This window comes from Undibacterium sp. Dicai25W (genome assembly GCF_049340505.1).
Classification (GTDB): domain Bacteria; phylum Pseudomonadota; class Gammaproteobacteria; order Burkholderiales; family Burkholderiaceae_D; genus Undibacterium; species Undibacterium jejuense.
The window spans coordinates 101,293-127,476 of record NZ_JBMPOQ010000008.1 but is presented as its reverse complement, the minus strand read 5'-3'; the positions used below and the strand labels follow the sequence as shown (position 1 = coordinate 127,476).

Below are 26,184 nucleotides of genomic sequence, written 5' to 3'. Positions count from 1 at the left end.
GATGAAGCAACCTCAAGCACTATCATTGATTGCCTTCGTAAAAGTACAAGCCCAAGGATAACATTGCGTCAATTATCAAGTACCAAATTAATCTAGCCTGAAGAAAGAGAAAAAATGCGCTTGCGTAGTCTGGAAAGCCGGGTAGTAACCTTATTCATCAGTTTATTACTGAGTTTGCAGTTGGCCGGATATTTCTTTATCGACAGGTCGATTGATGACAATGCTCGCGCACAGATTGAAAGCAGTCTCGCTTTTAACGAGAAAATTTTTCTGCATTTATTGGAACAGAATGCACAACATCTCATAGAAGGTGCCACGTTATTATCGAAAGATTATGCATTTCGCCAGGCAATCGGTACCAATGATACACAGACTATGGTGTCCGCATTACTCAATCATGGTGAGCGCATCAAAGCCGACCTGACGATGGTAGTTGGGTTAGATGGCAAAATCATCGTTGCCAGCAGCGATACTCTGGCGCATGGTTTTCAAAAAAGCGTCTACGACCTGATCAAAAGCGCGACAGAAAAAGGCAGTGCATCCAGCACCGACATCGTCGATGGCAAACCATATCAAATGGTCATGGTACCGGTCAACGCGCCGGTCACCATTAGTTGGGTCGCCATGGCGATTCCCATAGACCGCAGATTAGTCAACGACATGCGGGAATTATCGGCGATGCAAATTAGTATATTTACGTCCAAAAATAATGGTCCGTGGATGCCTAATGTCTCAACATTAGACGAACAAGAAGAATACAAGTTAGCGGCCTTGTTACCCTCAGCAATCACCAAATCGACTTTTATTCGCGACTTGAATCTCAACGATGATCACTATAGTGAGCGCATCTTACCGCTGGCCAAAAATGAAAAAAGTGCGACCGTCGCCGTATTGCAATTGTCGATCAATCAGGCCGTTGCACCGTATAAAAAATTACAAAGAAACTTGCTTTTCTTAACCATTTTAGGCGGCATTATTGCCAGCATATTCAGCGCAATTACCGCTCGTCGCATTACCAATCCAGTCAGACAATTGGCAGAAACGGCGCGTCGTCTTGGAACTGGCGATTACAAAACCACGATAGACATCAAACAAAATGATGAAATCGGCGATCTTGCCAATAGTTTTTCGCATATGCGTGATGCCATTGCACTACGCGAGAAAGAAATCAGCCGACTGGCTTACTGGGATAATCTGACGACCTTACCGAACCGCGCCTTATTTACTGATATGGTCGATGAAGCGATCAGTGTCGCCAAATCACGCGGCAATTCTTGTTTTGTACTGATGATGGATCTGGACCGTTTCAAACACGTCAATGATGTCATGGGACATCGCTTTGGTGATGTATTACTCCAACAGGTTGCGCTCAGACTCAGTGCTGAACTGGGAGCAGGCAATAGCCGACCGGCACGTCTGGGAGGGGATGAATTTGCGATTCTCTTACCAGCTACCAATGTTGATCAGGCACAGCAACTGGCAAATAGAATTTTGTTGACACTGGAACAACCAATTTCTATTGAAGACCAGACCGTCGACATCAGCGCCGGTATTGGGATTGCGGGTTATCCTGATCATGCGAATGATACGGCAACTTTATTGAGTCATGCAGAAGTGGCGATGTACGCAGCAAAACTCGCCAAAAACGGCGCCGTGCTGTATTCACAAACCATAGACAAATCCAGCCAGCAAAGTTTGTCCTTGCTCACAGAAATGCGTACGGCATTGGAACAAAATCATTTTCAGCTTTATGTACAACCGAAAGTTTCGGTCATTAGTAATGAAGTTGTGGCAGTCGAGGCACTGGTTCGTTGGTTCCATCCTGAAAAAGGCATGATTTTTCCAGATCAGTTCATCCCGTTTGCAGAACAAACCGGTTTTATCCGTCAACTCACACGTTGGGTAATGAATGCGGCGGCAGCGTGCTGTCAGCAATGGCAGAACGCTGGCATCAATATAAAGATTTCGGTCAATATTTCTACCCGTGATTTGCTGGATCAGGAATTGCCTGAGAAATTTGCTGAAATTCTACAAAAAAACCAGGTGGACCCTCAGTGTTTTTGTTTGGAAATCACTGAAAGCGCGATCATGGATGACCCGGTGCGTGCCCATCTGACCCTCGATAAACTACATGCCATGGGAATGGAATTGTCGATCGATGATTTTGGCACTGGTTATTCTTCACTCGCTTATCTGAAGCGCCTGCCGGTGGATGAATTAAAAATCGATAAGTCCTTTGTCCTGAAAATGGAACAGGACATTGACGATACTAAGATCGTTAAGTCGACGATCGATCTTGGGCACAATATGGGATTGCGGGTTGTTGCCGAGGGAATAGAGAATGCAGAAGTGTTAGCGCTGTTGAAAGAGCTTGGCTGCGATCAGGCTCAAGGCTACTTCATTAGTAAACCTATGCCAGCGGAAAATATACCGGCGTGGCTTGAAAGATGGAAATCAAATCAAACGGCGTGAACGATGGATGCCGTTTTCCGGTCACGTTTGCGGTTGTACATGCGGCTGTCAGCTATTTTGATGAGCCGCACGTAATCATCACCATCTTCCGGGAAACTGGCCCAGCCTATTGATGCGCCGATGCCCACCATCGCATTTTCAAGCGCAATGGGTTCTTCGACTAACACCGATATTTTTTCCACCATGTTGTGAATGTCTATTGTGGTTTTCGTATTTTTCAATAACAAAACAAATTCATCGCCGCCATAACGTGCGACCTCATCCGTATCACGAATCGCTGAACGCAAACGTGCTGCAGTAATCACCAACACTTTGTCCCCAGCATCATGCCCATGATTATCGTTCACATTTTTAAACCGGTCTAAGTCCACGAACAGCAACGTAAATCCGCTAAAGTTTTCTGGCTGCTCCTTCGCCATGATTTGTAAGTGATTGATCTGGGCAAATAAGGATTCACGGTTGGCCACTTGCGTCAATTTATCAAAGCGCAGTTTATTTTCCATTTCAGTGAAAGTCTGCGCGAGAATACCAATCTCGTCTGTACGACGAATATCTAACTTAGGCATGGCTTCGCCATTACCAAATTTTTCTGCAGCTGCGGTCAACTTCCGTATGTCACGTATCACGCGCTCAACGATGGTCAATCCTATGGTCAGTGCGAATAGAATACAAGCAATGGCGATCGCCACGCTTTGTAAGAAACCCTCATTAATACTACTCATAAAATCGGAGCGCGGCACAGCCACAATGGTTTGCCAGTGCAAGCCTTGCTTATTTCCTAAAGGAGAGATCGCCATGTCCACCAACCCCATAGGCAAATCAAATTCCCGGGTTTCTGGTGTTTTCACATTTAACTGGCTCAGTTTGGCGTAAGTACTGCTAATGAGAACCGTTTTCATATCAACTGCGCGCATACGTTCGGGCATACCATTGACGGTACGCTCAGGAATCTCTTTCCCGGATGTCGCCACAATGTAACCATCCTCATCGACAATGTAGGCAACGCTATTTTTGCTGATGTCTAGCTTACTCAAGAAGTTAGACAATTCTTTGAGCGTCACATCGGTGGCAACCACACCTGCAAATTCGTGATTTTTTTCAAAAACTGCTTTGGCCAGGGTAATCGTTGGGTAATGAAAAGAAAAATTATTATAAATACCCGACCACACCGGGGCTTCTGAATTACGAGCGGCCTGGTACCAGGGGCGCTTGCGTGGATCAAATTCGTCAGTACGAATTAAATGAGATCGATCACCAACTCCGCTCACCTGATAGACACTTCTGCGTTGATCATTAGCACTACGCAAAAATAATTGCACATCGCTCTGCGAGATACGATAAACGCCAAGAAAACTACCGTCCTTTCCACCAAAATAGACGTAGTTATTCATATCCATGAATAATCCACTTGCAGTCCAGAATTTATCTTCCAGTACTTGTAGGTCAGGGTTGAAATGGTGTTCTTTTGGCATATGCGCTGAACTAGGCGCAATGGACTCAAGTGCAGTTAATGCACCATCCAGATGCTTCTCTGTGGCAACATTAATCCGACTAACCATGTCGACCAAGACACGCTGGGTCAATGAAAAAACAGCGTCACTTCCTGCCTTCATCGACACCCAGCCGATCGCAACGGCAACACCAATCACCACAGCAGTAATTGGGACAACCAGCTCGCGACGTAAAGAAGAACGACTCATAAAGTGACTAAAAAACTCACAACGAAAAAGAAATAAATAAATAAATATATAAATAAATTTTGTTCGATTAGAACCAGTCGTGTAGCAATGTACTGATTGGGAACTGTGCCAGTTTCACAAAGAAAAATTGAAATTTCATGCAATTTAATGCAACTAATAGAGAATTATACGAAGATACGCGAAATCAGTTCTCCTAAGCAAGGCAAATATTCGTCGTTAACTTCAAGATGTATTCAAGCCTCAGAATCGCGATTCGATGTTAATTCATTTGTTATTAAGTGTGATTAGGATGTTGTTGTGAGAATACGGTCATCAATAAAAAACGATAATAAATGCGTCAAAAATACAGGCAAAACCATAGCCGGAAAAAATTTACCTTAGAATAAAGTATCAGACGTTGTTTATGACACAGTCACGCTAGCAAAACGACGATTGCGGATGCCAAAGACTGATACATTTCTATTTTTTAAATACTACCTGCACACGATTACCCGCTTATGACCCGATAAAAAATTGACTGACTTGCGATAGCATTGCGGTCACACCACGACATTACTGCCATCCCATGCGCCTACGTCACCTACCATTTTGCTTAGCTATATGGCTAATCGGATTCAATACAGAAGCGATCCGGGCACAAAGCCTGCCTGTGCCAGACCAAGGTAAATTACTTGCCACTGCTGGCGTAATTCAAGTCGAAGGAGCCGCCGGCGCTGGTCTGGTGCCGTGGGCGGTCATTACTGGCTACGGCACGGAAGATAGCTACGGCTTCAATGCCCATGTGACGCAGCTCAATACCCAGGATTATCAGTTGAGCACTTACGGCGTTGCCCTAGGAATCTGTGACAAACTAGAACTGTCACTATCAAAACAAGAATTTAGTGGCAGTCTGACACCATTAGACAAATTAAAACTGAGTCAGGATGTTGTTGGCGTCAAATTAAAGCTGGCGGGTGACCTGATTGCCGATCAGGATAACTGGCGGCCACAAATTGCGATCGGTGCCATGTATAAACGTGATCAAAACGTTACCGGACTCGATGCACTGGGGGTGACACAGGTTACTCAGCTAGGCGCAAAAAGTAACCAGGGTACGGATTACTATCTGTCCGCGACCAAGCTATTTCTGGCACAAAGTTTGCTGCTCAATGGCACACTCAGGATGACCAAAGCAAATCAAATGGGCTTACTCGGTTTTGGTGGTGATCTGCACAATCGTTATCAAGTCATGCCAGAGGTGTCGGCAGCTTATCTGCTGAATCGCAAGCTGGCGCTCGGCGCAGAATACCGGCAAAAACCTAACAATCTCAGCATCGACCATGAAAAAGCCTATTACGATGGCTTCCTGGCCTGGTTTCCCAATAAAAATGTGTCCGTGACTTTGGCTTACGTTGATATCGGTGACATTACGGCATTTAACACTAAAGATCAGCACGGCTGGTATTTGTCTGTGCAAATCGGTCATTGATAGAGAAGGATAAGTCTAGATGAACATCTTTCCCCAAACACTAGTTCGCATTTTTCTGTGCTTATTTCTGTGCTTATTTATCAGTGCAATCGGGATATCCACCCAGGCGCAAGCCAGCACGTTGTATGAAGATCTCGGTCAAGATGCGGGCATCAGCTGTATCGTCGATGAAACAGCACAACAAATCCTCAACGACAGTCGCATCAAAGATGGCTTCAAAGAGACCAACATGAAGCGCTTGGCTTCACTGCTCAAGGAGCAATTTTGCGTGCTTGCAGACGGCCCATGCAAGTACAGCGGTGACGACATGAAAATCGTTCATGAAAAATTAGGGATCACCAGCGCTCAATTTAATGCTCTGGCAGAAGACTTACAGATCGCAATGGAAAAATGCGAAATCCCGTTTTCCGTTCAAAATAAATTAATCGCCCGACTGGCACCAATGAAAAGAGATATAGTCACAGTCAGATAATGTTAGCGGCGCGGTCTAGTTCTTTCAGGGCTTATGCTAAAAGCATGAAAATGTCGGCGAATGAAACTTCTATTCGCTTTTGTCGTCTGATCTGCTTTCTTCCCGGAGTCTCACGTATGAAACGTCTTTTGCTTGCCTCTGCTCTTGTTCTTGCTTGCTGTAGTTCAGTTTATGCTGATGATGGTTTGAAAGCTGCCGTCAACGGTGCACAACGTACGCCTGACAACGTCGTGCGCGACGTTTATCGTCATCCCTATGAAACTTTGAGCTTTTTTGGCATTCGCCCGGATATGAAAGTGGTGGAAATTGCCCCAGGCGCTGGTTGGTACACGGAAATTCTCGCCCCCTACTTACGGGCTGACGGTTTGATGATTGCCACCGCCAACGACCCGAACAATGCGAATGAAAACGTCAGAAAAGGCTACCAACGCTTCAAACAAAGGTTGGATGCTAAACCAGCGGTCTTTGATAAAGTGGTACTCGGCGTATTCGAACCACCGTCAAATATTCATTATGCTGACAAGCATAGCGTCGATATGGTACTGACGTTCCGCAACGTCCACAATTGGATTGCAAATGAAAATGGCAGCGTCAAAGCGGCATTTCAATCTGCGTTTGATTCCCTAAAAACGGGCGGCGTGTTTGGCGTGGTCGAGCACCGTTTACCAGAAAATATGCCACAAGATGATAAAGCCAGCAGTGGTTACGTCCATGAAAGCTACGTGATTCAGATGGCACAGAGCGTCGGTTTCAAACTTGCCGGTAAATCAGAAATCAATGCCAACCCTAAAGATCACGCAGACCATGAAGGCGGCGTCTGGGCATTGCCTCCTACTTTTGCCAATAAAGATAGCAACAAAGCCAGCTATGAGGCGATAGGTGAAAGTGATAGGATGACTTTGAAGTTCGTCAAACCCTGAAGATCAATCTCAGGTTGAAACCTCAGGCAATGGTATGACATCAGCACACCTGATGTCATACAAATCAGGAGCTGTGATGCCTATTCGACTACTCTTTAAGCATAGTGTGTTGCTACTATCCGGCCTCATAAGCAGCGCCGTTTTCGCAGAAAACACCTACAAAATCGATCCCGAACACACCTTTAGTAGTTTTGAATATCAGCATTGGGGTTTATCGACGCAACGTGGTCGCTTCGATAAAAATACTGGCAGCATCACCATGGATACGGAAAACAAGAGTGGTTCCATTAATCTGGAAATCGATGCCAACTCCGTCAACACTGGATCAGACATATTTAACCGTGCCATGCGCTCATCGAATTTTTTCGACACGGATAAATTCCCAAAAATCAGCTTCAGCTCAGATAAGATGATCTTCAATGAGGATAAGCTGACACAAGTCACAGGCAAACTGACGATTAAAAACACCACGCTGCCCGTCACGATAGAAGTGACCCAATTCAATTGCCGTTTTATGATTTTGTATCTCAGAGAAGCGTGCGGTGCGAATGGTTACACCAAGATTTTACGTAGCGATTTCAAGGTCGGGCGCTACGTTCCGTTTGTTAGCGATGAAGTAACTTTGTACTTCAATGTGGAAGCGATCAAGGAATGAACGCTGTATTAGCGCAACAATAAGTACGTTAAAACTGAAAAGCCGCATTTTCTAAAAAGTGAAAATGCGGCTTTTTGATGGCATCAACTGAATTTAAACTGAATTTAAACTAAATCTAAACTAAATCTAATTCCTCAGTAGGAACCCATGTAGTCTTTTTTACCGAGTTCTACACCGTTATGGCGCAAAATCGCATACGTCGTCGTCACGTGGAAAAAGAACTGCGGAAAACCATAGTTCAACAAGTAAGCATGACCGCTCAATTTTTTCTCTTTAGGCGTGCCTGGACGTAAAACGATGTCACGGTTTTCGCTACCCTCGAACTTAGCCGCATCCAAAGATAAAATAAATGCTTTCGTTTTGGCGATGCGTGCCAGCAAATCGGCAAAACTTTGCTCGTTGTCTTCGTAAGCAGGCAATTCTGCCTCTGCCAGGCGACCAGCAATGCCCTTGGCAAAATCCGCAGCAATCTGCACTTGACGTACTAAAGCAAACATATCAGGGAACAAACGGGATTGTAAAAAAACTTCCGGTGCAATGTTTTTTGCAGTTGCGTGCGCTTCAGCTTTACCCAAAACATCGCTTAAACTATCCAACATTTGTGTCAAAACTGGGACTGAGGCAGTGTACATAGAAATCGCCATCGTGATTCTCCATTAGGTGGAACAAGAAACCGGGCTCGATTATAGGGCTAGTTGATGATCCACGTATGACAGGCAAAAAACCACATAAGTCTTCGATACAAAAGATCAGATTTCCATTGCTGCAAAGCATTAAAAAAGCCAGTCACAAAGACTGGCTTTCTCTGGCTGTCAGATTCGGGCTGTAAGTAATTCAGCAAGGAATTCAGAAGCGATAGCCTACGCCTACGCCAACTAACAATGGGTCAACTTTAACGTTGGAAATTTTTGCACCATTCAAAGTCACGTCGCTGCGAATTTGTACTTTTTTGATATCCAGATTCACAGACCAATTTTTGTCGATTTTAAAATCAACACCAGCTTGCAATGCCAGGCCAAAGCTATTGTTGTCGAGGTTAGCAGCGCCATTCAACAAATTAACGTCAGAAATACGGGTATAGTTAACGCCAGCACCGAGGTAAGGGTTAATCTTTCCTTCTGGAATAAAATGGTATTGCGCAGTCAAAGTTGGTGGTAAATGTTTGAAGCTACCAATGTTTGCACCATCGAGCATAACATCGTGTTTTTGTGGATAAGTGAGAATCAATTCAGCAGACCAATTTGGTGTCACGAAGTAAGTGAAATCGATTTCAGGAATCGTTTTTGAGCTCACAGTAATACGATCTGCGGCGCCAACACCACCTACAGGGTCGGAGCTATTTGCCGGGCTGATATTTACAGCGCGTACACGAACCATCCATGGGCTTTGCGCTTCATCAGCCATTGCTTGTGTTGCTGTAAAACCAATTGCTGCCAAAGAGAGGGCGAGGATTACTTTTTTCATTTTAATTTCCTTTTGGGTTTCGAATTAAGATGAGCAAAGTGTAGTTCCGTGCTTCAAGCCTCATTTTGCGCTACATCAAATTTGATGCATGGCACAATTCTTTCAAAAAATGTGTAAAAAGCGCCGTTGCCTGCCCGCTTGAGGTATCCTTGCGTTCATTGTCTTTACCTCTCAAAACATCAAAAAAATGGCTAATTACGTCTATACCATGAACCGCGTCGGCAAAATTGTTCCGCCGAAACGTCAAATTCTGAAAGATATCTCTCTGTCCTTCTTCCCCGGCGCCAAAATTGGCGTATTGGGTTTGAACGGCTCAGGTAAATCTTCCCTTCTCAAAATCATGGCAGGCATCGATAAAGATATTCAGGGCGAAGCAGTACCGATGCCGAATCTGAACATTGGCTATCTGCCGCAAGAGCCACAACTTGATCCGGAACAAACCGTGCGCCAGGCGGTTGAATCTGCGCTGGGCGAAGTGTTTGAAGCCAAAGCCAAACTCGAAGAAGTATATGCAGCATATGCTGATGAAAATGCCGATTTCGATGCATTAGCTAATGAGCAAGCACGCCTGGAAGCGATCATTTCTACCTCGTCCGGTGACAACGTTGAATTGCAATTGGAAATGGCCGCGGATGCGCTGCGTTTGCCACCATGGGATGCCAAAATCGGTGTCTTGTCCGGTGGTGAAAAACGTCGTGTCGCGTTGTGCCGTTTGTTGTTGTCTAAACCAGACATGTTGCTGCTCGATGAACCAACCAACCATCTGGATGCAGAATCGGTTGACTGGCTGGAACAGTTTTTATTGCGCTTCCCTGGCACTGTGGTAGCGATTACGCATGATCGTTACTTCCTTGATAATGCTGCTGAATGGATTCTTGAGCTGGATCGTGGACATGGTATTCCATGGAAAGGTAACTACTCTTCCTGGCTGGACCAAAAGCAAGCTCGTTTGAAGCAAGAAGAAGCGACCGAATCTGCGCGTCAAAAAGCGCTGCAAAAAGAATTAGAATGGTCACGTCAGAATCCAAAAGCCCGTCAGGCAAAGAGCAAAGCGCGTCTGGCGCGATTCAATGAGATGAGTGAACATGAATACCAGAAGCGTAACGAAACACAGGAGATTTTCATCCCTGTTGCAGAACGTCTTGGTAATGAAGTTATCGAATTTAAAAACGTTTCTAAAGCCTTTGGCGATCGTTTATTGATCGACAACCTGAGCTTTAAGATCCCACCTGGCGCGATTGTCGGTATTATCGGTCCTAACGGCGCAGGTAAATCAACTTTGTTCAAAATGATCAAAGGTCTGGAACAACCAGACAGCGGCGAAGTCGTACTGGGACAAACTGCAAAAATCTCGCTGGTCGATCAGTCGCGCGAAGATTTGGGCAATACCAAAACCGTATTTGAAGATGTTGCCAATGGCGCTGACATTCTGACGGTAGGTCGCTTTGAAATGCCATCCCGCGCTTATCTGGGACGCTTCAACTTCAAAGGTGGCGATCAGCAAAAAATCGTCGGCAATTTGTCCGGTGGTGAGCGCGGCCGTTTGCATCTGGCAAAAACACTGCTGCAAGGCGGTAACGTGTTGCTGCTGGATGAACCATCAAATGATCTGGACGTTGAAACCCTGCGTGCTTTGGAAGATGCGCTGCTCGAATTTGCTGGTAGCGTGATGGTCATTTCACATGATCGCTGGTTCCTTGATCGTATTGCAACGCATATTTTGGCGTTTGAAGGTAATTCCCAAGTCAGTTTCTTTGACGGTAACTATCAGGAATACGAAGCAGATAAGAAAAAACGGTTGGGTGAAGAAGGTGCTAAACCTAAACGGATACGCTATAAGCCTTTAACGGTATAAACCATTGCCCCTGAGATGAGCATGAATTATTTTTGCTGTTCTTGATGTTCTTGCTCTTCTCAGCTTATCAGTAACCCTTGTGAGAGAAATGTCATGAGAAAAACTGCGTACAAGAAAACTGCGTACAAGCATCTCCTTTTGATCAGTCTTTTTTACGCGCTGACCCTGATTTCAAGCCCGGTGTCAGCCAACGAGAAAAAAGAGGGTGGTGGAGAAGGCGCTTCGTCTGTTGCGGCGTTAGAGCCTTTCACTGTCAACTTATCAAGCTTTGATCGCTATCTGCAAATCAGTATTACTTTGCAGCTCGGCAATCCAGAAATGGCAGAGAAAATCAAAGCTAAAATGCCACTGGTGCGACATTCGATGATCATGCTGTTGAGTGGAAAAGAGTCAGCAGACATTCAAAATGCGTCTGGAAAACATGAATTGATCAACGAGATTAAAGAAAAAATTAATCACGTGTTAGAGGTCAAGGAACATGACGGCGTCACCGACGTTTACTTAGTCAATTTTGTCATTCAATAAGTAAAAATTAAATTGGTACGACCAACAATGCATGTGCAGTGTATTTACTGGTACGCCAGTTTTTTCTATCAACGCAGCAACATTGCTGCCTAACACGATATAGAGCTGATATTTTTTCATGCATCAACTGGCAGCTCCCGCCTTCGCGGAAATTGAGATCAAAAAAAGTCGTTTTCTGGGGCAACTTTATCCCCTGCACAGCCGTGCTGAAGCACGCGAACAACTGGTGCTGATACGCGCTGCTCATCCAAACGCAGTCCACGTTTGCTGGGCGCTGGTATGTACCGGGGAATCTGGATTAGATGACGATGGCGAACCTTCCGGCACTGCTGCCAAACCTATGTATAACGTCTTAGTGCATAAAGATGTGACCAATGTGCTGGCGGTAGTCGTGCGCTATTGGGGTGGCGTCAAACTTGGTGCAGGCGGCTTAACGCGAGCCTACGGTCAGGCGATTTCTGAGGCATTTAAGAAAGCAGAATTAATCGCTGTAGAAAGCATGACTCAACTTACCATCCAGGTGGCGTTTTCAAATGAATCACAAGTCCGACGGATACTTGAAAAATATCTGGCACTTGTGAACGAAGTCAGCTATGCGGATAATGCTGTCATGCAGGTTAGCGTCAAAGAAAAATATCTGGATCTCATCAATGCCGAACTAACAGAAACACTTAAGGGGCAAGTCAGACTCAAGGCATGAGTGATTTTCCGGCTTTGTTTCATTTTTAATTCAATTTTTTAAATTTTTATGTCTGAAGATCTTTCCTTACGCACTAAAATTAATCAGGAAACCGCCAGATTTCCGTGGAGCGAACTCCTTAAGCAATTCGCTACTGGCACTGTCATTGCTATTGATGCAGACCTTGATCTGGTTGATATTGCTGAAGCGATGGCGACCGACAATACAACCATCATTGCACCTTTACTGAGTCAGGGAAAAATCGCCAAAGTCAGTGATACTCAAGCGCAGGCATGGCTGGAGCAAAATCTGATGTTGTGGACCGTCGTGGTCAAACCATGGATTTTGGTACAACATCGCCCTGAGGCTTAAAAAATCGGCAGGCGAGGGAGTATTCGGGTTTTATTAGTCAATGTTATTACGAATAAAGCCTCTTCAGAGACCAATAGTTGATACTATACCCAGTATATAAAATGAACTTTTGACATTAGATTGAATCTTATCCGTACACGCGTACCGGAGTTCATCTATGCAAGTTAGCACAGTTCAGACGACGTCTTTACCCCAGCGCCTCAGTGTGATGAGTTTGATGCTATTGCTGCATCTCATGCTGTGGCTCGCCTGGCAAGCACAAAGCAAATTTAAGCTGGCACATGAAGACCGGACTTCGTACCTGCAAATTTTACAAGTTCCATCCTCTCAACCGATTCCAAAGCAAGAATCTGAAAAATTAACGCCTGCTCTGGCGACATCCATTAAAACCGCAAACACCGTTACAAAAAAAGCGCTGGTATCTAACGCTAACTCTGCCCGTACCGTCAGTGAAGCAATCACAGTAGCTCCTCATGAAGCGATCCCCGATGTGCAGTCACAACAGGAATATCAACAACTACCTGGAGTGAGCCCGCATCTCGATCTTGACGCCCTGCGGCAATCGGCAGTTGCGATGGAAAAACAACGTCGCCGAGGCGAAATAGAAAAAATTCAGGATAGCCTTAAACGGGACGATAGCTTTGAAAAGCAGCTCGGAGAGGGCGTTAGAAAGGCGCAGGCAAAAGATTGCCGCCAGGCATATTCTGGTCTTGGCTTGCTGGCGATTATTCCTTTGGCAGCAAGCGCCATCAGTGATAAGGTCTGTAAGTGGTGATAGCACTCCCGACCTCAGTTATAATGCCCGCTCCCGCACATCCACAGTCAACAGGCTTGATACGCTGAGCGTTACTCTCAGAACCGTGCTAGTGCGGTCTTCCTTATTTTTTACCGGATATTCCATGAAAAAAATTTCTTTCTTGTTCGCTGCGATGATGTTCGCGGCAATCGGCTCAGGTATCGCTCCTGTGACTATGGGTATTGCACATGCAGACGAAGCGGCGGACAAAGCCAAACAACAAACTGTCCGTGCTGAAATGGGTAAACCATTAACAGAAATTCAAACTTTACTCGACCAGAAGCAATTTCCGGCTGCATTAGAAAAAATCAATGCATTGAGTGTGTTTGAAAAGCAAACACCTTATGAAATTTTTGTCGTTGCACGTATGCGTGCCATTGTTGCCTCCGGCACCAGCAATACTGAGCTATTGGCCAGTGCATTCGAAGTCATGGTTAATTCCGACTTCCTCAAAGACAATGAAAAACTGCGCCTGATAGAAGGCATGGCCGGTACCTATTTCAATGAGAAAAAGTATGATTTGGCGATCAACTGGGGTAAGCGCTACTTGGAAAAAGACAGCAGCAGCCCTCAGGTACACAACATGGTGGCACGTGCGAACTACCTCAAAGGCGATTTTGCCAACGCAATTCAGGAACTGAAGGTCATCCTTGCTGAAGATCAAAAAGCAAAGCGTATCCCTACAGAAGAAAACCTGCGTTTGTTAGCAAGCAGCTATCAGCAATCTAAAGACAATGCTGGCTACACATCCGTATTGGAAATGATGGTCGAATACCATCCTACCAGAGAATATTGGGGTGATTTGCTCTACCGCACAGAACATAAAGCTGGCTTCTCCGACCGCTTGCGTCTCGACTTGTATCGCTTGATGTTGGTCACAAACAATATGGACGATCCTGGCCAATATGTTGAAATGACTGAATTAGCTTTGCTCGCAGGTTTGCCAACTGAAGCCAAAACAGCGGTTGACGCTGGTTATGCCGCCAATTTGTTGGGAACAGGCAAAGATGCTGCAAAACATAAACAATTGCGTGACCGCGTCTACAAACAAGCTGCCGAAGACATTAAAACTTTGGATGCAGGCGAAACTGCCGCGAAGAATGCCAAGACTGGCGTAGGTCTGGTCAATATTGGTTACAACTATGTGATCAACGGCCAATCCGAAAAAGGTATTGGTTTGATCGAACAAGGTATCGCCAAAGGTGGATTGAAGTCAGCAGAAGAAGCTAAATTGCATTTGGGCATGGCTTATCTGAAAGCGGGTAACCGTGACAAAGCAACTGAAATTTTCAACAGTTTGCAAGGCACAGATGGTGCAGCTGATATCGCAAAATTGTGGCTGAAAGTACGTCCAATGGAAGAAAAATCTGCGGATAAAGCACCCGCAGCGCCGGCAGCAAAATAATACATATCTAAACAATTAAAAACCTGTGTTGACGTCGGACGTCACACAGGTTTTTTTACGTGTATTTTTCTGCCAACCTGAATAATCGAATCGTACCAGCAAAAAAAAGCGGTTTAGCCATGACGCTAAACCGCTTATAAATCAGTACCGTGCGCTCTATACACCGTACTGAGGATACTAGCTTTACTCCATCAATTCTTTATACCAACCACTCGTATCAGGAATGGTAAGCAGATTCGCCGTGGCTGGTGATGTCCAGACCTTCGCGTTCTTCATCTTCTGGTACACGCAGACCGATAACCAGATCAACCAACTTGTAAGCAATCACAGAAACGATTGCTGACCAGATGATTGTCGTCCCCACTGCGATTGCCTGCACTTTAACCTGATCAAAAATCACGTATGGATCTGCCGACATTTTGTTAGCAACATAATCCATAATGCCTTGACCACCCAACGCTGGGGCTGCAAACACACCCGTTGCCAAGGCACCGAAGATACCACCAACGCCATGCACACCAAATACGTCCAGTGAATCGTCCGCACCGATCATGCGCTTGAGGCCATTCACACCCCACAAGCAGATCACGCCAACCAGCAAACCGATAACTAATGCACCCATTGGGCCGACGAAACCGCAAGCTGGGGTAATCGCTACCAGACCAGCCACCGCGCCGGAAGCACCACCCAACATCGATGGTTTGCCTTTAGACATCCATTCACCAAATACCCACGATACTGCTGCTGCTGCGGTTGCCAACAAGGTGTTCACGAAAGCCAATGCTGCAATGTCGCCCGCTTCTAAAGCAGAACCGGCATTGAAACCAAACCAGCCCACCCACAACAAGGAAGCACCGATCATCGTCATTGTCAGTGAGTGTGGCGCCATCGATTCTTTACCGTAACCAACACGCTTACCGATCATGATCGCACCAACCAGACCAGCGACCGCCGCATTGATATGCACCACGGTACCACCGGCAAAATCAAGTGCTCCTTTTTGTTGCAAGAAACCGCCCTTGACCAACTCAGTTGCTGCAGATGCGGCATCTTTAATGCCATCAGGACCAGTCCAGAACCAGACCATGTGAGCGATAGGCAAGTAGCTGAATGTGAACCACAACACCACGAATGCCAGCACTGCGCTGAATTTTGCACGTTCAGCAAATGCACCAATAATCAGACCGCAAGTAATCGCTGCAAATGTCGCCTGGAATGCCACATAGACAAACTCAGGAATGACGACGCCTTTGCTGAATGTCGCTGCCGTTGCAAATGTGCCTTTGACCGGATCCCAGATACCTTTGAGGAACACACGATCAAAGCCACCGATCACTGAATTGCCTTCAGTAAATGCAAGTGAATAACCGTAGATGCACCACAACACGATAATGACCGCAAAAATCATAAACACTTGGATCAAAATCGACAGCATGTTTTTAGAACGTACCAGACCACCGTAGAACAAAGCCAGACCTGGGATCGTCATCAGAATGACTAACAAGGTCGATACCAACATCCATGCAGTATCGCCTTTGTTGGCAACAACAGCAGGAGCAGAAGCCGCCGCTGCATCTGCCGTAGCAGCTGGCAAGGATGCCACTGACACGTCTGGTGCCGGAATTGGCGTGACAACGGCAGCGGTGGCCGTTGCACTGGCAGCCGTTGCGACGCTTGCCGCAGCGGCTTCAGGTTTGGCCGGAGCGTCATCCGCAAACGCGACCGATGTCATCCCTACTGAAGCAAGCAAAGCGCCTGCTACCAGTATTTGTTTGAATACATTTTTCATATCAATATCCCCGTAAGTCAAATTGAGTGCATCAGAGCGCGTCGTTGCCGGTTTCACCGGTACGAATACGCACAACCTGTTGCAAGTCATAGACAAAAATCTTGCCGTCACCAATTTTTCCGGTACGTGCTGCGCTTTCGATTGCTTCGATTGCACGATCTACAATCGCATCATCCACTGCCGCTTCGATTTTTGTTTTCGGCAAAAAGTCGACCACGTATTCGGCACCACGATATAACTCGGTATGGCCTTTTTGACGACCAAAACCTTTAACTTCGGTCACGGTGATCCCCTGAACGCCCATTTCAGATAAAGCTTCACGAACTTCATCGAGCTTGAAGGGTTTAATAATGGCGGTAATGAGTTTCATACTATCCTCGGTCTTCAGAAAGTTTTAACGGCAGTCAAGACCAGACTTGTCTTGCCAGTGAATTTACCTGCTGGTGTTACGTACAAGGCGTCATTTGCATTTGTACCAATCGCTGCCAGCGTAAAGGCAACGCCGACAAATTCTTTAGTAACGCCGACTTTCCAGTCAGTGTAAGAATAAGCCGAGTTGTTTTTAATCATCTGGCGACCTGCATGCAGCACCAAAGTGTACGTGTCTGGCAGCTCAATATTCGCACCCAGATCCAGATAGCCACTGTTCTTACTGTTTGGATTGCCGAACAAATTAGTAACGGAACTCGAATACTTCGCATACATAGGACCGTAACCGATCTGACCATAGATTTCTGTTGTGTTTGCGTTGACTAAACCAGCAACATTATCCAAACCATTCGATGGATAAACGTAGCTCAAAACACCTACGTCATAGCTCACATCTTTGACGATCTCGCCTTTTTTACCGGCATACAAATCCCATTCAACATCACCACCACCACCTGCATCTTTCGTCCATTTAATTGAGGACAACCAGGTTCCAGCATAAAAACCCGTCGGGTTATGTGTATAGTCAGCACCACCTTGCAATGCCGGGTCTAAACGTGTTTGAGAAATACCACGGTAGCGATAGTCACTTGCGACCCCAACATTAAAGCTGACTTCATTGTCTGGCTTGGCATCTTCTGCATGCACAAAACCGGTTAAGAAGCTTGAGGCAACTGCAACAGCAAGTAGAGATTTCTTCATTGTGCTTCCCCTAAAATGTAAAAAACATAAATGTTGGTAAGAAACTGCGTTGAACTCACTCCGTGAACCTCAACACAAAGTCAGAAGATCATCCGTGACCCCGCGGGAAATGAACTCGATAATGCCTGTTGTCTCCGTATAAGCAGAAGTCGTGCCAGCTTCCTCAAAAGAAATATATTTAAATTTGTTACATGTTTTTTTTGCATCTACTCGTAGCCTAGTCTAGCTAAATGACACCCTTGTTACGCCTTGTAATAGTTGAATTTGGAAGAAGATGGGAAGTAAGCTAGCTTTAGGTTATGATTTCTGTTTAGGCAAAACAGCAATAAGTGCCTTTGCACGGAATAGACTAAATTTGCACCAATTTGCGGCAAGCAATTTTGGATAAACTAACGGCAAATTGCGGCGCACCATTAACGTGCACACGACCCTATAATGAGGATAAAAGACGATGAACAAGCAAAATTTTTTTGAAGACATGCAGGCAAAAATCAGCCAGGCATTTGAAAATTCACCAGCGAAAGACATAGAAAAAAATGTCAAAGCCATGATGACGCAAGGTTTTTCTAAGCTGGATCTGGTCACTCGTGAAGAATTCGATATTCAGGCTCAAGTTTTAGCTAAAACCCGCGCTAAGCTGGAGGCACTAGAGGAACGTGTGGCTGCTTTGGAAGCACAGATCTCGCAAAAATAAGACTGCCTTATGTCGTTGGCGGTTCTCAAAAGTCGCGCCTTAAACGGCATGCACGCTCCGCAAGTAACCGTGGAAGTGCATCTGGCCAACGGGCTTCCGGCTTTTACGATAGTTGGCTTACCGGAAACCGAAGTCAAAGAATCCAAAGACCGGGTGCGTGCAGCATTACAAAATGCGCGGTTTGAATTTCCTGCTAAACGTATTACTGTTAATCTCGCCCCGGCTGATTTACCCAAAGAGTCCGGCCGTTTCGATTTGCCTATTGCACTAGGCATCTTAGCGGCATCTGGCCAGATCCCAGCTGAAATGCTTGCACACTACGAATTTGCCGGTGAGCTTTCACTTTCCGGCGAACTACGCCCGATTCGCGGCGCCTTGGCGATGACTTTTGCTATTTGCCAAAGCAGTCACGAAACAAAGCAAGAATCCGGGCGCAAAGCTGCTTTTATTTTGCCTTCAGCCAATGCAGATGAAGCAGCCCTGGTCACCGAAGCAGCAATTTACCCCGCAGACTCATTGCTACAAGTTTGCGCTCACTTTGCTGCAATCGATAATGACAGCAAGCTTTCACGTCATCGTCCTTCGCAAAACCGCAAGCAAGCCAACTACCCGGATTTTAGTGAAGTCAAAGGCCAGCTACAAGCGAAACGCGCACTAGAAGTGGCAGCCGCAGGTAGCCATTCGGTGTTAATGGTCGGTCCTCCAGGAACCGGCAAATCAATGTTAGCAGCCCGTTTTGCCAGCATTTTGCCGAACATGACAGATCAGGAGGCACTGGAATCGGCAGCGGTGCAATCGCTGACTTCAGGATTTTCCATAGAAAAGTGGAAAGTTCGTCCCTTCCGCTCACCTCATCACACTGCATCGGCAGTGGCATTGGTCGGTGGTGGAGGTAATCCTCGCCCCGGTGAAATTTCTCTCGCCCATCGTGGCGTACTGTTCCTTGATGAACTGCCAGAATTTGATCGTAAAGTATTAGAGGTCTTACGTGAGCCATTGGAATCGGGTCACATCACGATCTCACGCGCGGCGCGGCAGGCGGATTTTCCGGCACGTTTTCAACTGATCGCCGCCATGAACCCGTGCCCGTGCGGCTATTTCGGACACAGCAATGGCAAGTGCCGTTGCACGCCAGACATCATCAATCGTTATCAAGATAAAATTTCTGGTCCCTTGCTCGATCGCATCGATATACAAATCCAGGTTGCCGCATTACCGCAAGCTGATTTGCTCAAACAAGCCAGCGGCGAACCAAGCATCCACATTCTTGCTCGTGTAGAAGCCGCCTTTGACCGCCAACAGCAAAGACAGGGCAAAGCCAATAATCTGCTCAGCACAACAGAGATTGATACGCTGTGCCAGCCCGATACAGAAGCAGAAAAAATACTCAAGCACGCCATGAATAAATTCGACTGGTCAGCCCGCGCTTATCATCGGGTGCTCAAGGTTGCCCGCACCATTGCCGATCTGGCTGCCTCCGAACACATTTGCGCACCCCACGTGGCGGAAGCGATTCAATACCGCCGTGCGTTGAAAGAACGCTAGGACATAGCGCCCCGCACTCTTTTACAGCGTTCCCAAGATCAGGCAGCAAATATGAACCTCAATTTCAGCCCTGGATTTTCAAAGACAGAATTTTTCACACAGTTCAACGCCGGGATTGAAATCTGTGTTCCCATGACCAGATACAGGCCACATCGCTCACTTCAGGAGAAAACCATGTCCCCGCAGGAAATCCAGATTTTGCAGAACTTTCTTGATCAATTAATACAAGTTCAGGGTGTCAATAAAGACCCGGTTGCGCTCGAAATGATCACGGCTGCCGTCAGCAAGCAAGCAGATGCGAGCTATTTATTGGTACAACGCGCATTGTTACTGGATCAAGCAATGGCCAATGCCAATAGCCAAATTGCCAGCCTGCAAGCGGATTTGCGTGAGCAAAAAGCACTGGTTGCAGCACTCAGCGCGAGTTCAGGCGGTTCTTCAAATTCCAGCTTTCTGGATCCAGCCGTCAGTGGCTGGGGAAATAGCGCGCACAGCCGGCCATTGAATGTGCAGCCAGTCGGTAACACCAGCGATTATCCTTCTACAACGACTTCCGTCACAGGGGCGCCATTAGCCGCGTATCCTGCCATGGGGGCAGCGCCAGTGCAATCCACCCAGCCCGTGCAATATGCTCAGTCAGCATCTCCTAGCTTTTTTGGTGGCAATACTGGCAGCGTCTTAGGCACGGTTGCCACCGCAGCGGCAGGCGTTGCCGCAGGTGCGTTTTTATACGAGGGTATCAGCCATCTGATGGGTGGCAATGAGCGTCACGGAATGGGAAATAATTTCAGCGACGTCAACCCAGGCAACAATCTGAATAACAGTAATGATGGTGGCTTGATACCAGGTTATTTTGATCAAGGTCAAAATCAAGCATCCGCGCTTGATAGCGTGTCCGATGATAGTAGCGATAACGGTAGCGATGACACGTAAGCCGTTACAGCCTGCTCAATAAAGTCTTACACATTTACAAAAAAATACACAGCCACTTTCTGCTCCGGTCATCTATTTTGGGGATAATTCGTTGTATCCTCATATTCTTTGAATGTGACCGGAGAACAGAAAGCCCATGCTTACCTCTACAACAATACAACGGTTGGCCAGTGCCACGCTGATATGTTTGCTAAGTGCATGTTCCTCTTCTTTGTTGCAACAGGGCGCAACGAACAACTACGTTAAAGAATTGCCTCCCATTGGTAACACGCTGACCAAAGCCAATGTCAATCCAAATCAATTATTGAACCGTCTGACCTTCGGCAGTAACTTTTCTTCTGACCAGCAACTGCAAACTGTCAATATGGACCGTTATCTGGATCAGCAATTACGTTCCCGTGGCAGCGTCGTACCTAACGTGATCCAGACGCAAATCAGCGCCATGACGATTTCCCAAACCTCGCTGGAGGATTTAATACACAAGCTGGAGGCACAACGGATTGCCGCTGACCAGCAAAAAGGGGTAGATGACAGTCTCAATAAGCAATACCAGCAAGAACTGAGTCGCCTGCAACGCGAAGCAGCAACCCGTTCATTGTTGCGCGACATTTATTCCCCCAACCAGTTACAAGAACAAATGACCTGGTTCTGGATGAACCATTTCAATATTCACAGCGGCAAACATAATATCCGCGCCATGTTGGGTGACTTTGAAGAAAATGCAATTCGTCCTTACGCCTTAGGTAATTTCCGCGATTTATTGCGTGCCACTGCTTACCATCCTGCAATGCTGCGCTACCTCGACAATGAGTACAATGCCAGCGGCCACATCAATGAAAACTATGCGCGTGAAATCATGGAGTTGCATACCATGGGCGTTAATAGCGACTACACACAAAAGGATGTGCAAGAGTTGGCGCGGGTGCTGACAGGTGTCGGTATCAACCTCAACGGCAATGCCCCGAAAATCAAACCTGAGCTGAGCAAATTTTATGTTCGTCGAGGTTTATTTGAGTTTAATCCGCAAAGACATGATTTTGGCGATAAGCAGTTTTTAGGTACCACCATTCACGGCCGCGGCTTAAATGAGATGGAAGAAGTGTTCAGCATGTTGACCAGACAGCCAGCTACCGCGCGTTACATCAGCAAAGAGTTAGCGACTTACTTTGTGTCAGACAACCCATCCGATGCGCTGATTCAAAGCATGGCAAAGAGCTTTTTACAAAGCGATGGCAATATCCCCATCACTTTACGAACCATGTTTGACTCGCCGGAATTCATTGCCTCGCTCGGTCACAAATTCAAAGATTCTTTGCATTACGTGGTGAGTGTTGTGCGCCTTGCCTATGACGGTAATTCTATCGTCAATACTGGCCCAATACTGAACTGGCTCAATATGATGGGGCAGCCTTTCAATGGTCATCAAACGCCAGATGGTTATTCTATGCAAGAAAGCGCCTGGGCAAGCCCGGGTCAGATGAGTGTGCGCTTTGACATCGCTCGTAATATGGCATTCGGCACGCCTGGTCTGTTTAAGATCGAGAATCAGCCGGCGCCAGCAGAAAAACCACCAGCACCCGCTTTGGCCAGCTCTATGTATGCCAAAAACATGAGTAATACGTTTAGCAAAGAAACCCGGGACGCTTTGCTACAAGCGAAGAATCCTAACGAATGGAATATCTTTTTCCTCGCCTCACCAGAAATGATGCGACGCTAATTCATTCGACTTCATTCGACTTCATTCGACTTCATTCAATTTCATTCAATTTCATTCAATTTCATTCAATTTCATTCAATTATCAGTCTGAAGGATCTATCATGAACCGCCGTGACCTGCTTAAATCCATGCTGGCGATGACTGCATTGCCTGCCACGGGATTTTGCACCAATGCGCTGGCAGAACCAGCAACGCAAAGTCGATTTTTATTGGTTTTTTTGCGTGGTGGTTATGACGCATGTAATTTACTGGTACCTACTTCCAGCAGTTTTTATTACGAATCCCGTCCCAACATTGCGATTGCCCGTCCCAGCGATAATCCGCAATCAGCACTGGAGCTCAATGCCGACTGGGGACTCCATCCGGCACTGCGTGACACGATTTATCCTATGTACAAAAATGGTGAAGTCGCATTTATCCCTTTCGCCGGTACCGACGATCTCACCCGCAGTCACTTTGAAACGCAAGACACGATAGAACTTGGGCAACCCTTGAATACGTCGCGCAATTACCATTCTGGCTTTATGAATCGCTTAGCCAGCGTAATCAATGGTGGCAAAGGCATTCCGGCGATGGCATTCACCGATCAATTACCGATTTCCATGCAAGGCACTGCCAGCGTAGGCAATACGTCTTTGCGTAACTTGTCCAAATCCAGCGTCGATCCACGCCAAACCGACATCATTCAAAAAATGTACGGCAAAACCGGCTTAGCCCAGCAAGTCAATGAAGGGTTTGCAGTAAGGCAGGATATCGCGATGGAAATGCAAGATGAAATGAATGCCGCGAATCGCGATGCGATCACCACCAAAGGTTTTGCACTGGAAGCCAAACGTATCGCCAAAATGATGCGTGAAAAATATGCGCTCGGTTTTATCGATGTTGGTGGTTGGGATACGCATGTAGACCAGGGCGGTGCGAAAGGCGCGTTGGCGGGTAAATTTGAAGAACTTGGTCGCGGACTGGCTGCGTATAAAGAAGAAATGGGCGACGCCTGGCATGACACCACAGTGGTCGTGATCAGCGAATTCGGCCGTACCTTCCGCGAGAACGGCAAGCGCGGCACCGATCACGGACACGGTAGTGTCTATTGGGTCATGGGTGGTGGCGTCAAAGGCGGACAAGTCCTCGGCGACCAGATTAAACTAACATCCGGCCAATTATTTCAAAACCGCGATTTCCCGGTATTGAATGAATATCGCGCCGTGCTAGGTGGCTTGTTTTCGCGGATTTACGGTTTAAACAATCAGCAATTAACTACCGTGTTCAATGGCGTTAAAGCACGGGATCTGGGCTTAATTTAATACTACTTTGTTGGTTCGCCAATGGCAGATCTACATAAAAAATAGCGCCGCCACCTTGATCTGCAGGGAGATTATAAAAGTCGATATCTCCCTGCATTTGTTGAATAATCACTTTAGAAATTGCCAAGCCAAGGCCAGTCCCGCCTTTCGCACGCGTATCTGACGAATCGGCCTGAGAAAATTTTTGAAAAATCCTGTCACGGAAGCTATCTGGCACTCCGCTGCCCTGATCTTCCACCGAAATTCGAACCGTATCCTGTCCTAATCTGCTGGCACGCAAATTAACTACGCCACCTTGTGGTGAATATTTGCAGGCATTAGAAATCAGGTTCGCCATCACTTGCTGGAAACGCCCCTGATCCACATTGACCGCAGCCAGTTGGGTGGCATTGTCCTCATCTGCAATGTACAAGCCAACACCAAGTTCTTGCGCTAAGGCCTGATTATTTTGCACTGCCGCTTGCAGTAAAACACTGAGATTAACGCGCTCCATCAAAAAGTCCATTTTACCGGCTTCAATTTTTTGAATATCGAGTAAATCATTAATCAAGCGGGTCAGGCTGGTACTATTTTTGTGTGCCATTGTCAGTAGCGGCAATATTTTTTCCGGTAATGCGCCCATTGCGCCCCCCATCAACAAACCCAGTGCGCCCCGTATCGCAGTCAGTGGCGTACGAAGTTCGTGGCTGACGGTGGAAATAAATTCATTCTTCATGCGTTCAATTTTGCGGCGATCAGAAATGTCGCGCACAAATACGATGAGTTTTTGTTTTCCGCCCAGATGATATTCGCTCATAGCCAACTCAGCCGGAAACAATTCGCCATTTTTTCTGCGCCTCTCCGTTTCAAGCAACAGACGCCCGGTCTTTAAAAACTCGCGCTGGTTGGTGGCCAGCGTCAATAAATCAGCTTGCCCTTTGGGAGAAAATAATTGATTATCTTTTCCTACAACATCGTCAGCTGAGTAACCATAAATCAATGAAGCTGCTGGATTGATCGCTTCCACGATACCCTCCTCATCAATCATCACAATGCCGTCAACCGCATTTTGAAAAATCGCCTGCAAACGATCAGAAGACTCTTTCAATGCGCCTTGTTGTTCGGTCAGGTTTTGCAACAGGCCGGTTTGACTGCGATTAATAATATCCGCCTCGCGTTTGAGTTCGGTCATCACCCGCATATCTGTTTCACGCTGCAAAAATAACTGAATTAATATACGGAACGCCGCCAGCACGGCGGCAATAGCAGCAGCGGTGACGATCGCAATAGCGACACTGATTTTCCACCAATCGGACAAATACAAATCTTCATCGATTGAAAAATTCACGATCAGCGGGTACTTGTCCAGTGCTTGTATCGCCTCCATACGGCGAACCACCTTCTGATTACCGGTATGGGTATCTGTTTCAGAGATGATGACTCCGGAACGTCTCTTTAAATCATTGAGCAAATGGTAGGCGCTGCCCTTTCGATTTGTGCGCCCCATGTCGGTATCACTTTCTGGCCATTTAGCAAGATAAATAAAGTCATCACGCATCAAACTGATGGCCGCGTGTCCGTCAACGCTAAGTTTTTGATAAAAATTAGAATAAAAGTCAGGTGAAATACCCATGATGACGGCACCAATAAATTCACCGTCGCTGCCAGTCAATCTATGGCTTAAAAAGAATATCCAACGGCCCGTGGTTTTGCTGTGCACCGGGTCACTGAGATAAATTTTTTGCATTGCATTATTACGCTGCACCTGAAAATAATCGCGATCCCCCAGGTTATAAGTTGGTGCCGGAAATTCTCTCGATGTACTAATCACATTACCATCGACATCAAGCACAGAAATAACTTCGATGGCTGGAAATAACGCGACTTTATCCTTGAGGTATTGATGGAAATCATTCGAGCCAAGTTGCGACGATAAGTATTCGGCACTGATGCTCCATCTGTCTTCAATACGATCGGCAATATTACTCAGGGCCGTATAAGCAAAATCCATTTGCTGGCTAGTGTTTTCAGCTAAAACAATACTGAAGGTTTCTGTTTGCTTTTCCCATTTACCAATTTCTTGAGTACGTAATGTCCATATAAAAGCAGCTGCTGCCAACAAAATTGCAACAACCAAGCCCACGGCAAGCGCGTTAGCGATACGACTGGCATGTATTCCTGCTAATCTCATAGTCTACATTTCTATCCGTCAAACAAAATGGCAAATGGCCTCAAATATTTCTGAATAACAACGACTCTTATTGTTTAAATTGTAAAGTTTGCAAAATAATAGTATCTTCATAATCATG

General features: G+C 46.3%; 23 protein-coding genes. 16 read left to right on the top strand and 7 right to left on the bottom strand.

Annotated features, from left to right (window positions below; genetic code table 11):
* Positions 1 to 114 precede the first annotated feature (114 nt).
* Positions 115 to 2,472, top strand: coding sequence for an EAL domain-containing protein (locus ACO0KY_RS11315; RefSeq protein ID WP_423046111.1), 2,358 nt, complete (start codon positions 115 to 117; stop codon positions 2,470 to 2,472).
* Here the strand turns inward: ACO0KY_RS11315 and ACO0KY_RS11310 are convergent.
* On the bottom strand, positions 2,460 to 4,172 hold the full coding sequence (locus ACO0KY_RS11310; RefSeq protein WP_423046109.1) for a diguanylate cyclase: 1,713 nt from the start codon (positions 4,170 to 4,172) through the stop codon (positions 2,460 to 2,462). The two genes, ACO0KY_RS11315 and ACO0KY_RS11310, sit on opposite strands and share 13 nt — an antisense overlap.
* Before the next feature lie 565 nt (positions 4,173 to 4,737).
* Between ACO0KY_RS11310 and ACO0KY_RS11305 the strand changes: the two genes are divergently transcribed.
* The 4 genes from ACO0KY_RS11305 to ACO0KY_RS11290 all read left to right on the top strand — a co-directional run bounded on the left by ACO0KY_RS11305 (position 4,738) and on the right by ACO0KY_RS11290 (position 7,687).
* Positions 4,738 to 5,640 carry a DUF3034 family protein gene (locus ACO0KY_RS11305; protein WP_423046107.1) on the top strand — a complete coding sequence of 301 codons (903 nt, stop codon included), beginning with the start codon at positions 4,738 to 4,740 and terminating at the stop codon, positions 5,638 to 5,640.
* A 19-nt stretch (positions 5,641 to 5,659) separates the two neighbouring features.
* Positions 5,660 to 6,112, top strand: coding sequence for a group I truncated hemoglobin (locus ACO0KY_RS11300; protein ID WP_423046105.1), 453 nt, complete (start codon positions 5,660 to 5,662; stop codon positions 6,110 to 6,112).
* 116 nt (positions 6,113 to 6,228) lie between these two features.
* A complete protein-coding gene (locus ACO0KY_RS11295) occupies positions 6,229 to 7,032 on the top strand; it encodes a class I SAM-dependent methyltransferase (RefSeq protein WP_423046103.1) in 804 nt (267 codons plus the stop codon).
* A 76-nt stretch (positions 7,033 to 7,108) separates the two neighbouring features.
* Complete coding sequence (locus tag ACO0KY_RS11290) at positions 7,109 to 7,687, top strand: YceI family protein (RefSeq protein WP_423046101.1); 579 nt, start codon at positions 7,109 to 7,111, stop codon at positions 7,685 to 7,687.
* Positions 7,688 to 7,821: 134 nt separating this feature from the next.
* On the opposite strand, the gene ACO0KY_RS11285 is transcribed toward ACO0KY_RS11290, so the two are convergent.
* Complete coding sequence (locus tag ACO0KY_RS11285; protein ID WP_423046099.1) at positions 7,822 to 8,331, bottom strand: DUF1993 domain-containing protein; 510 nt, start codon at positions 8,329 to 8,331, stop codon at positions 7,822 to 7,824.
* A gap of 202 nt (positions 8,332 to 8,533) precedes the next feature.
* Positions 8,534 to 9,151 (bottom strand): OmpW/AlkL family protein, encoded by a 618-nt coding sequence (locus ACO0KY_RS11280; RefSeq protein ID WP_423046097.1) that lies wholly within the window; start codon positions 9,149 to 9,151, stop codon positions 8,534 to 8,536.
* Positions 9,152 to 9,338: 187 nt separating this feature from the next.
* On the opposite strand from ACO0KY_RS11280, the gene ettA reads away from it, so the two are divergent.
* From ettA to ACO0KY_RS11250, 6 genes are all read left to right on the top strand, one after another.
* On the top strand, positions 9,339 to 11,006 hold the full coding sequence (gene ettA / locus ACO0KY_RS11275) for an energy-dependent translational throttle protein EttA (protein WP_186912334.1): 1,668 nt from the start codon (positions 9,339 to 9,341) through the stop codon (positions 11,004 to 11,006).
* 93 nt (positions 11,007 to 11,099) lie between these two features.
* Complete coding sequence (locus ACO0KY_RS11270) at positions 11,100 to 11,531, top strand: flagellar basal body-associated FliL family protein (RefSeq protein WP_186912335.1); 432 nt, start codon at positions 11,100 to 11,102, stop codon at positions 11,529 to 11,531.
* A 118-nt stretch (positions 11,532 to 11,649) separates the two neighbouring features.
* Positions 11,650 to 12,231 (top strand): IMPACT family protein, encoded by a 582-nt coding sequence (locus tag ACO0KY_RS11265; RefSeq protein ID WP_423046094.1) that lies wholly within the window; start codon positions 11,650 to 11,652, stop codon positions 12,229 to 12,231.
* Between the two features lie 48 nt (positions 12,232 to 12,279).
* Complete coding sequence (locus ACO0KY_RS11260) at positions 12,280 to 12,582, top strand: DUF2288 domain-containing protein (protein ID WP_186912337.1); 303 nt, start codon at positions 12,280 to 12,282, stop codon at positions 12,580 to 12,582.
* A 157-nt stretch (positions 12,583 to 12,739) separates the two neighbouring features.
* Positions 12,740 to 13,357 (top strand): hypothetical protein, encoded by a 618-nt coding sequence (locus tag ACO0KY_RS11255; protein ID WP_423046092.1) that lies wholly within the window; start codon positions 12,740 to 12,742, stop codon positions 13,355 to 13,357.
* Between the two features lie 124 nt (positions 13,358 to 13,481).
* On the top strand, positions 13,482 to 14,783 hold the full coding sequence (locus ACO0KY_RS11250) for a tetratricopeptide repeat protein (RefSeq protein ID WP_186912339.1): 1,302 nt from the start codon (positions 13,482 to 13,484) through the stop codon (positions 14,781 to 14,783).
* Positions 14,784 to 15,000: 217 nt separating this feature from the next.
* Here the strand turns inward: ACO0KY_RS11250 and ACO0KY_RS11245 are convergent, their stop codons facing one another.
* From ACO0KY_RS11245 to ACO0KY_RS11235, 3 genes are read right to left on the bottom strand one after another with little or no spacing between them, the layout of a single operon-like run.
* Complete coding sequence (locus ACO0KY_RS11245) at positions 15,001 to 16,572, bottom strand: ammonium transporter (protein ID WP_423046089.1); 1,572 nt, start codon at positions 16,570 to 16,572, stop codon at positions 15,001 to 15,003.
* Between the two features lie 31 nt (positions 16,573 to 16,603).
* Positions 16,604 to 16,942 carry a P-II family nitrogen regulator gene (locus ACO0KY_RS11240; RefSeq protein WP_186883931.1) on the bottom strand — a complete coding sequence of 113 codons (339 nt, stop codon included), beginning with the start codon at positions 16,940 to 16,942 and terminating at the stop codon, positions 16,604 to 16,606.
* Positions 16,943 to 16,956: 14 nt separating this feature from the next.
* On the bottom strand, positions 16,957 to 17,703 hold the full coding sequence (locus ACO0KY_RS11235) for a TorF family putative porin (RefSeq protein WP_186912341.1): 747 nt from the start codon (positions 17,701 to 17,703) through the stop codon (positions 16,957 to 16,959).
* 451 nt (positions 17,704 to 18,154) lie between these two features.
* On the opposite strand from ACO0KY_RS11235, the gene ACO0KY_RS11230 reads away from it, so the two are divergent.
* The 5 genes from ACO0KY_RS11230 to ACO0KY_RS11210 all read left to right on the top strand — a co-directional run bounded on the left by ACO0KY_RS11230 (position 18,155) and on the right by ACO0KY_RS11210 (position 23,896).
* The gene (locus ACO0KY_RS11230) at positions 18,155 to 18,397 is read left to right on the top strand and encodes an accessory factor UbiK family protein (protein ID WP_186912342.1); all 243 of its coding nucleotides are present in this window, start codon (positions 18,155 to 18,157) and stop codon (positions 18,395 to 18,397) included.
* Between the two features lie 9 nt (positions 18,398 to 18,406).
* Positions 18,407 to 19,942 (top strand): YifB family Mg chelatase-like AAA ATPase, encoded by a 1,536-nt coding sequence (locus tag ACO0KY_RS11225; RefSeq protein WP_423046086.1) that lies wholly within the window; start codon positions 18,407 to 18,409, stop codon positions 19,940 to 19,942.
* A gap of 174 nt (positions 19,943 to 20,116) precedes the next feature.
* Positions 20,117 to 20,875, top strand: a complete 759-nt coding sequence (locus tag ACO0KY_RS11220) for a DUF2076 family protein (protein ID WP_423046084.1) — start codon at positions 20,117 to 20,119, stop codon at positions 20,873 to 20,875.
* A 136-nt stretch (positions 20,876 to 21,011) separates the two neighbouring features.
* Positions 21,012 to 22,592: a DUF1800 domain-containing protein gene (locus tag ACO0KY_RS11215; RefSeq protein ID WP_423046082.1), complete on the top strand. Its 1,581-nt coding sequence runs from the start codon at positions 21,012 to 21,014 to the stop codon at positions 22,590 to 22,592.
* Between the two features lie 101 nt (positions 22,593 to 22,693).
* On the top strand, positions 22,694 to 23,896 hold the full coding sequence (locus ACO0KY_RS11210) for a DUF1501 domain-containing protein (protein WP_423046080.1): 1,203 nt from the start codon (positions 22,694 to 22,696) through the stop codon (positions 23,894 to 23,896).
* On the opposite strand, the gene ACO0KY_RS11205 is transcribed toward ACO0KY_RS11210, so the two are convergent.
* Positions 23,868 to 26,066 carry an ATP-binding protein gene (locus ACO0KY_RS11205; protein WP_423046078.1) on the bottom strand — a complete coding sequence of 733 codons (2,199 nt, stop codon included), beginning with the start codon at positions 26,064 to 26,066 and terminating at the stop codon, positions 23,868 to 23,870. The genes ACO0KY_RS11210 and ACO0KY_RS11205 overlap by 29 nt on opposite strands.
* Positions 26,067 to 26,184 lie beyond the last annotated feature (118 nt).

Excerpts from the sequence above, each read along its gene's own strand:
- ACO0KY_RS11315 (WP_423046111.1), top strand. The coding sequence starts at position 115 with ATGCGCTTGCGTAGTCTGGAAAGCCGGGTAGTAACCTTATTCATCAGT.
- ACO0KY_RS11310 (WP_423046109.1), bottom strand. The coding sequence starts at position 4,172 with ATGAGTCGTTCTTCTTTACGTCGCGAGCTGGTTGTCCCAATTACTGCT.
- ACO0KY_RS11305 (WP_423046107.1), top strand. The coding sequence starts at position 4,738 with ATGCGCCTACGTCACCTACCATTTTGCTTAGCTATATGGCTAATCGGA.
- ACO0KY_RS11300 (WP_423046105.1), top strand. The coding sequence starts at position 5,660 with ATGAACATCTTTCCCCAAACACTAGTTCGCATTTTTCTGTGCTTATTT.
- ACO0KY_RS11295 (WP_423046103.1), top strand. The coding sequence starts at position 6,229 with ATGAAACGTCTTTTGCTTGCCTCTGCTCTTGTTCTTGCTTGCTGTAGT.
- ACO0KY_RS11290 (WP_423046101.1), top strand. The coding sequence starts at position 7,109 with ATGCCTATTCGACTACTCTTTAAGCATAGTGTGTTGCTACTATCCGGC.
- ACO0KY_RS11285 (WP_423046099.1), bottom strand. The coding sequence starts at position 8,331 with ATGGCGATTTCTATGTACACTGCCTCAGTCCCAGTTTTGACACAAATG.
- ACO0KY_RS11280 (WP_423046097.1), bottom strand. The coding sequence starts at position 9,151 with ATGAAAAAAGTAATCCTCGCCCTCTCTTTGGCAGCAATTGGTTTTACA.
- ettA (WP_186912334.1), top strand. The coding sequence starts at position 9,339 with ATGGCTAATTACGTCTATACCATGAACCGCGTCGGCAAAATTGTTCCG.
- ACO0KY_RS11270 (WP_186912335.1), top strand. The coding sequence starts at position 11,100 with ATGAGAAAAACTGCGTACAAGAAAACTGCGTACAAGCATCTCCTTTTG.
- ACO0KY_RS11265 (WP_423046094.1), top strand. The coding sequence starts at position 11,650 with ATGCATCAACTGGCAGCTCCCGCCTTCGCGGAAATTGAGATCAAAAAA.
- ACO0KY_RS11260 (WP_186912337.1), top strand. The coding sequence starts at position 12,280 with ATGTCTGAAGATCTTTCCTTACGCACTAAAATTAATCAGGAAACCGCC.
- ACO0KY_RS11255 (WP_423046092.1), top strand. The coding sequence starts at position 12,740 with ATGCAAGTTAGCACAGTTCAGACGACGTCTTTACCCCAGCGCCTCAGT.
- ACO0KY_RS11250 (WP_186912339.1), top strand. The coding sequence starts at position 13,482 with ATGAAAAAAATTTCTTTCTTGTTCGCTGCGATGATGTTCGCGGCAATC.
- ACO0KY_RS11245 (WP_423046089.1), bottom strand. The coding sequence starts at position 16,572 with ATGAAAAATGTATTCAAACAAATACTGGTAGCAGGCGCTTTGCTTGCT.
- ACO0KY_RS11240 (WP_186883931.1), bottom strand. The coding sequence starts at position 16,942 with ATGAAACTCATTACCGCCATTATTAAACCCTTCAAGCTCGATGAAGTT.
- ACO0KY_RS11235 (WP_186912341.1), bottom strand. The coding sequence starts at position 17,703 with ATGAAGAAATCTCTACTTGCTGTTGCAGTTGCCTCAAGCTTCTTAACC.
- ACO0KY_RS11230 (WP_186912342.1), top strand. The coding sequence starts at position 18,155 with ATGAACAAGCAAAATTTTTTTGAAGACATGCAGGCAAAAATCAGCCAG.
- ACO0KY_RS11225 (WP_423046086.1), top strand. The coding sequence starts at position 18,407 with ATGTCGTTGGCGGTTCTCAAAAGTCGCGCCTTAAACGGCATGCACGCT.
- ACO0KY_RS11220 (WP_423046084.1), top strand. The coding sequence starts at position 20,117 with ATGTCCCCGCAGGAAATCCAGATTTTGCAGAACTTTCTTGATCAATTA.
- ACO0KY_RS11215 (WP_423046082.1), top strand. The coding sequence starts at position 21,012 with ATGCTTACCTCTACAACAATACAACGGTTGGCCAGTGCCACGCTGATA.
- ACO0KY_RS11210 (WP_423046080.1), top strand. The coding sequence starts at position 22,694 with ATGAACCGCCGTGACCTGCTTAAATCCATGCTGGCGATGACTGCATTG.
- ACO0KY_RS11205 (WP_423046078.1), bottom strand. The coding sequence starts at position 26,066 with ATGAGATTAGCAGGAATACATGCCAGTCGTATCGCTAACGCGCTTGCC.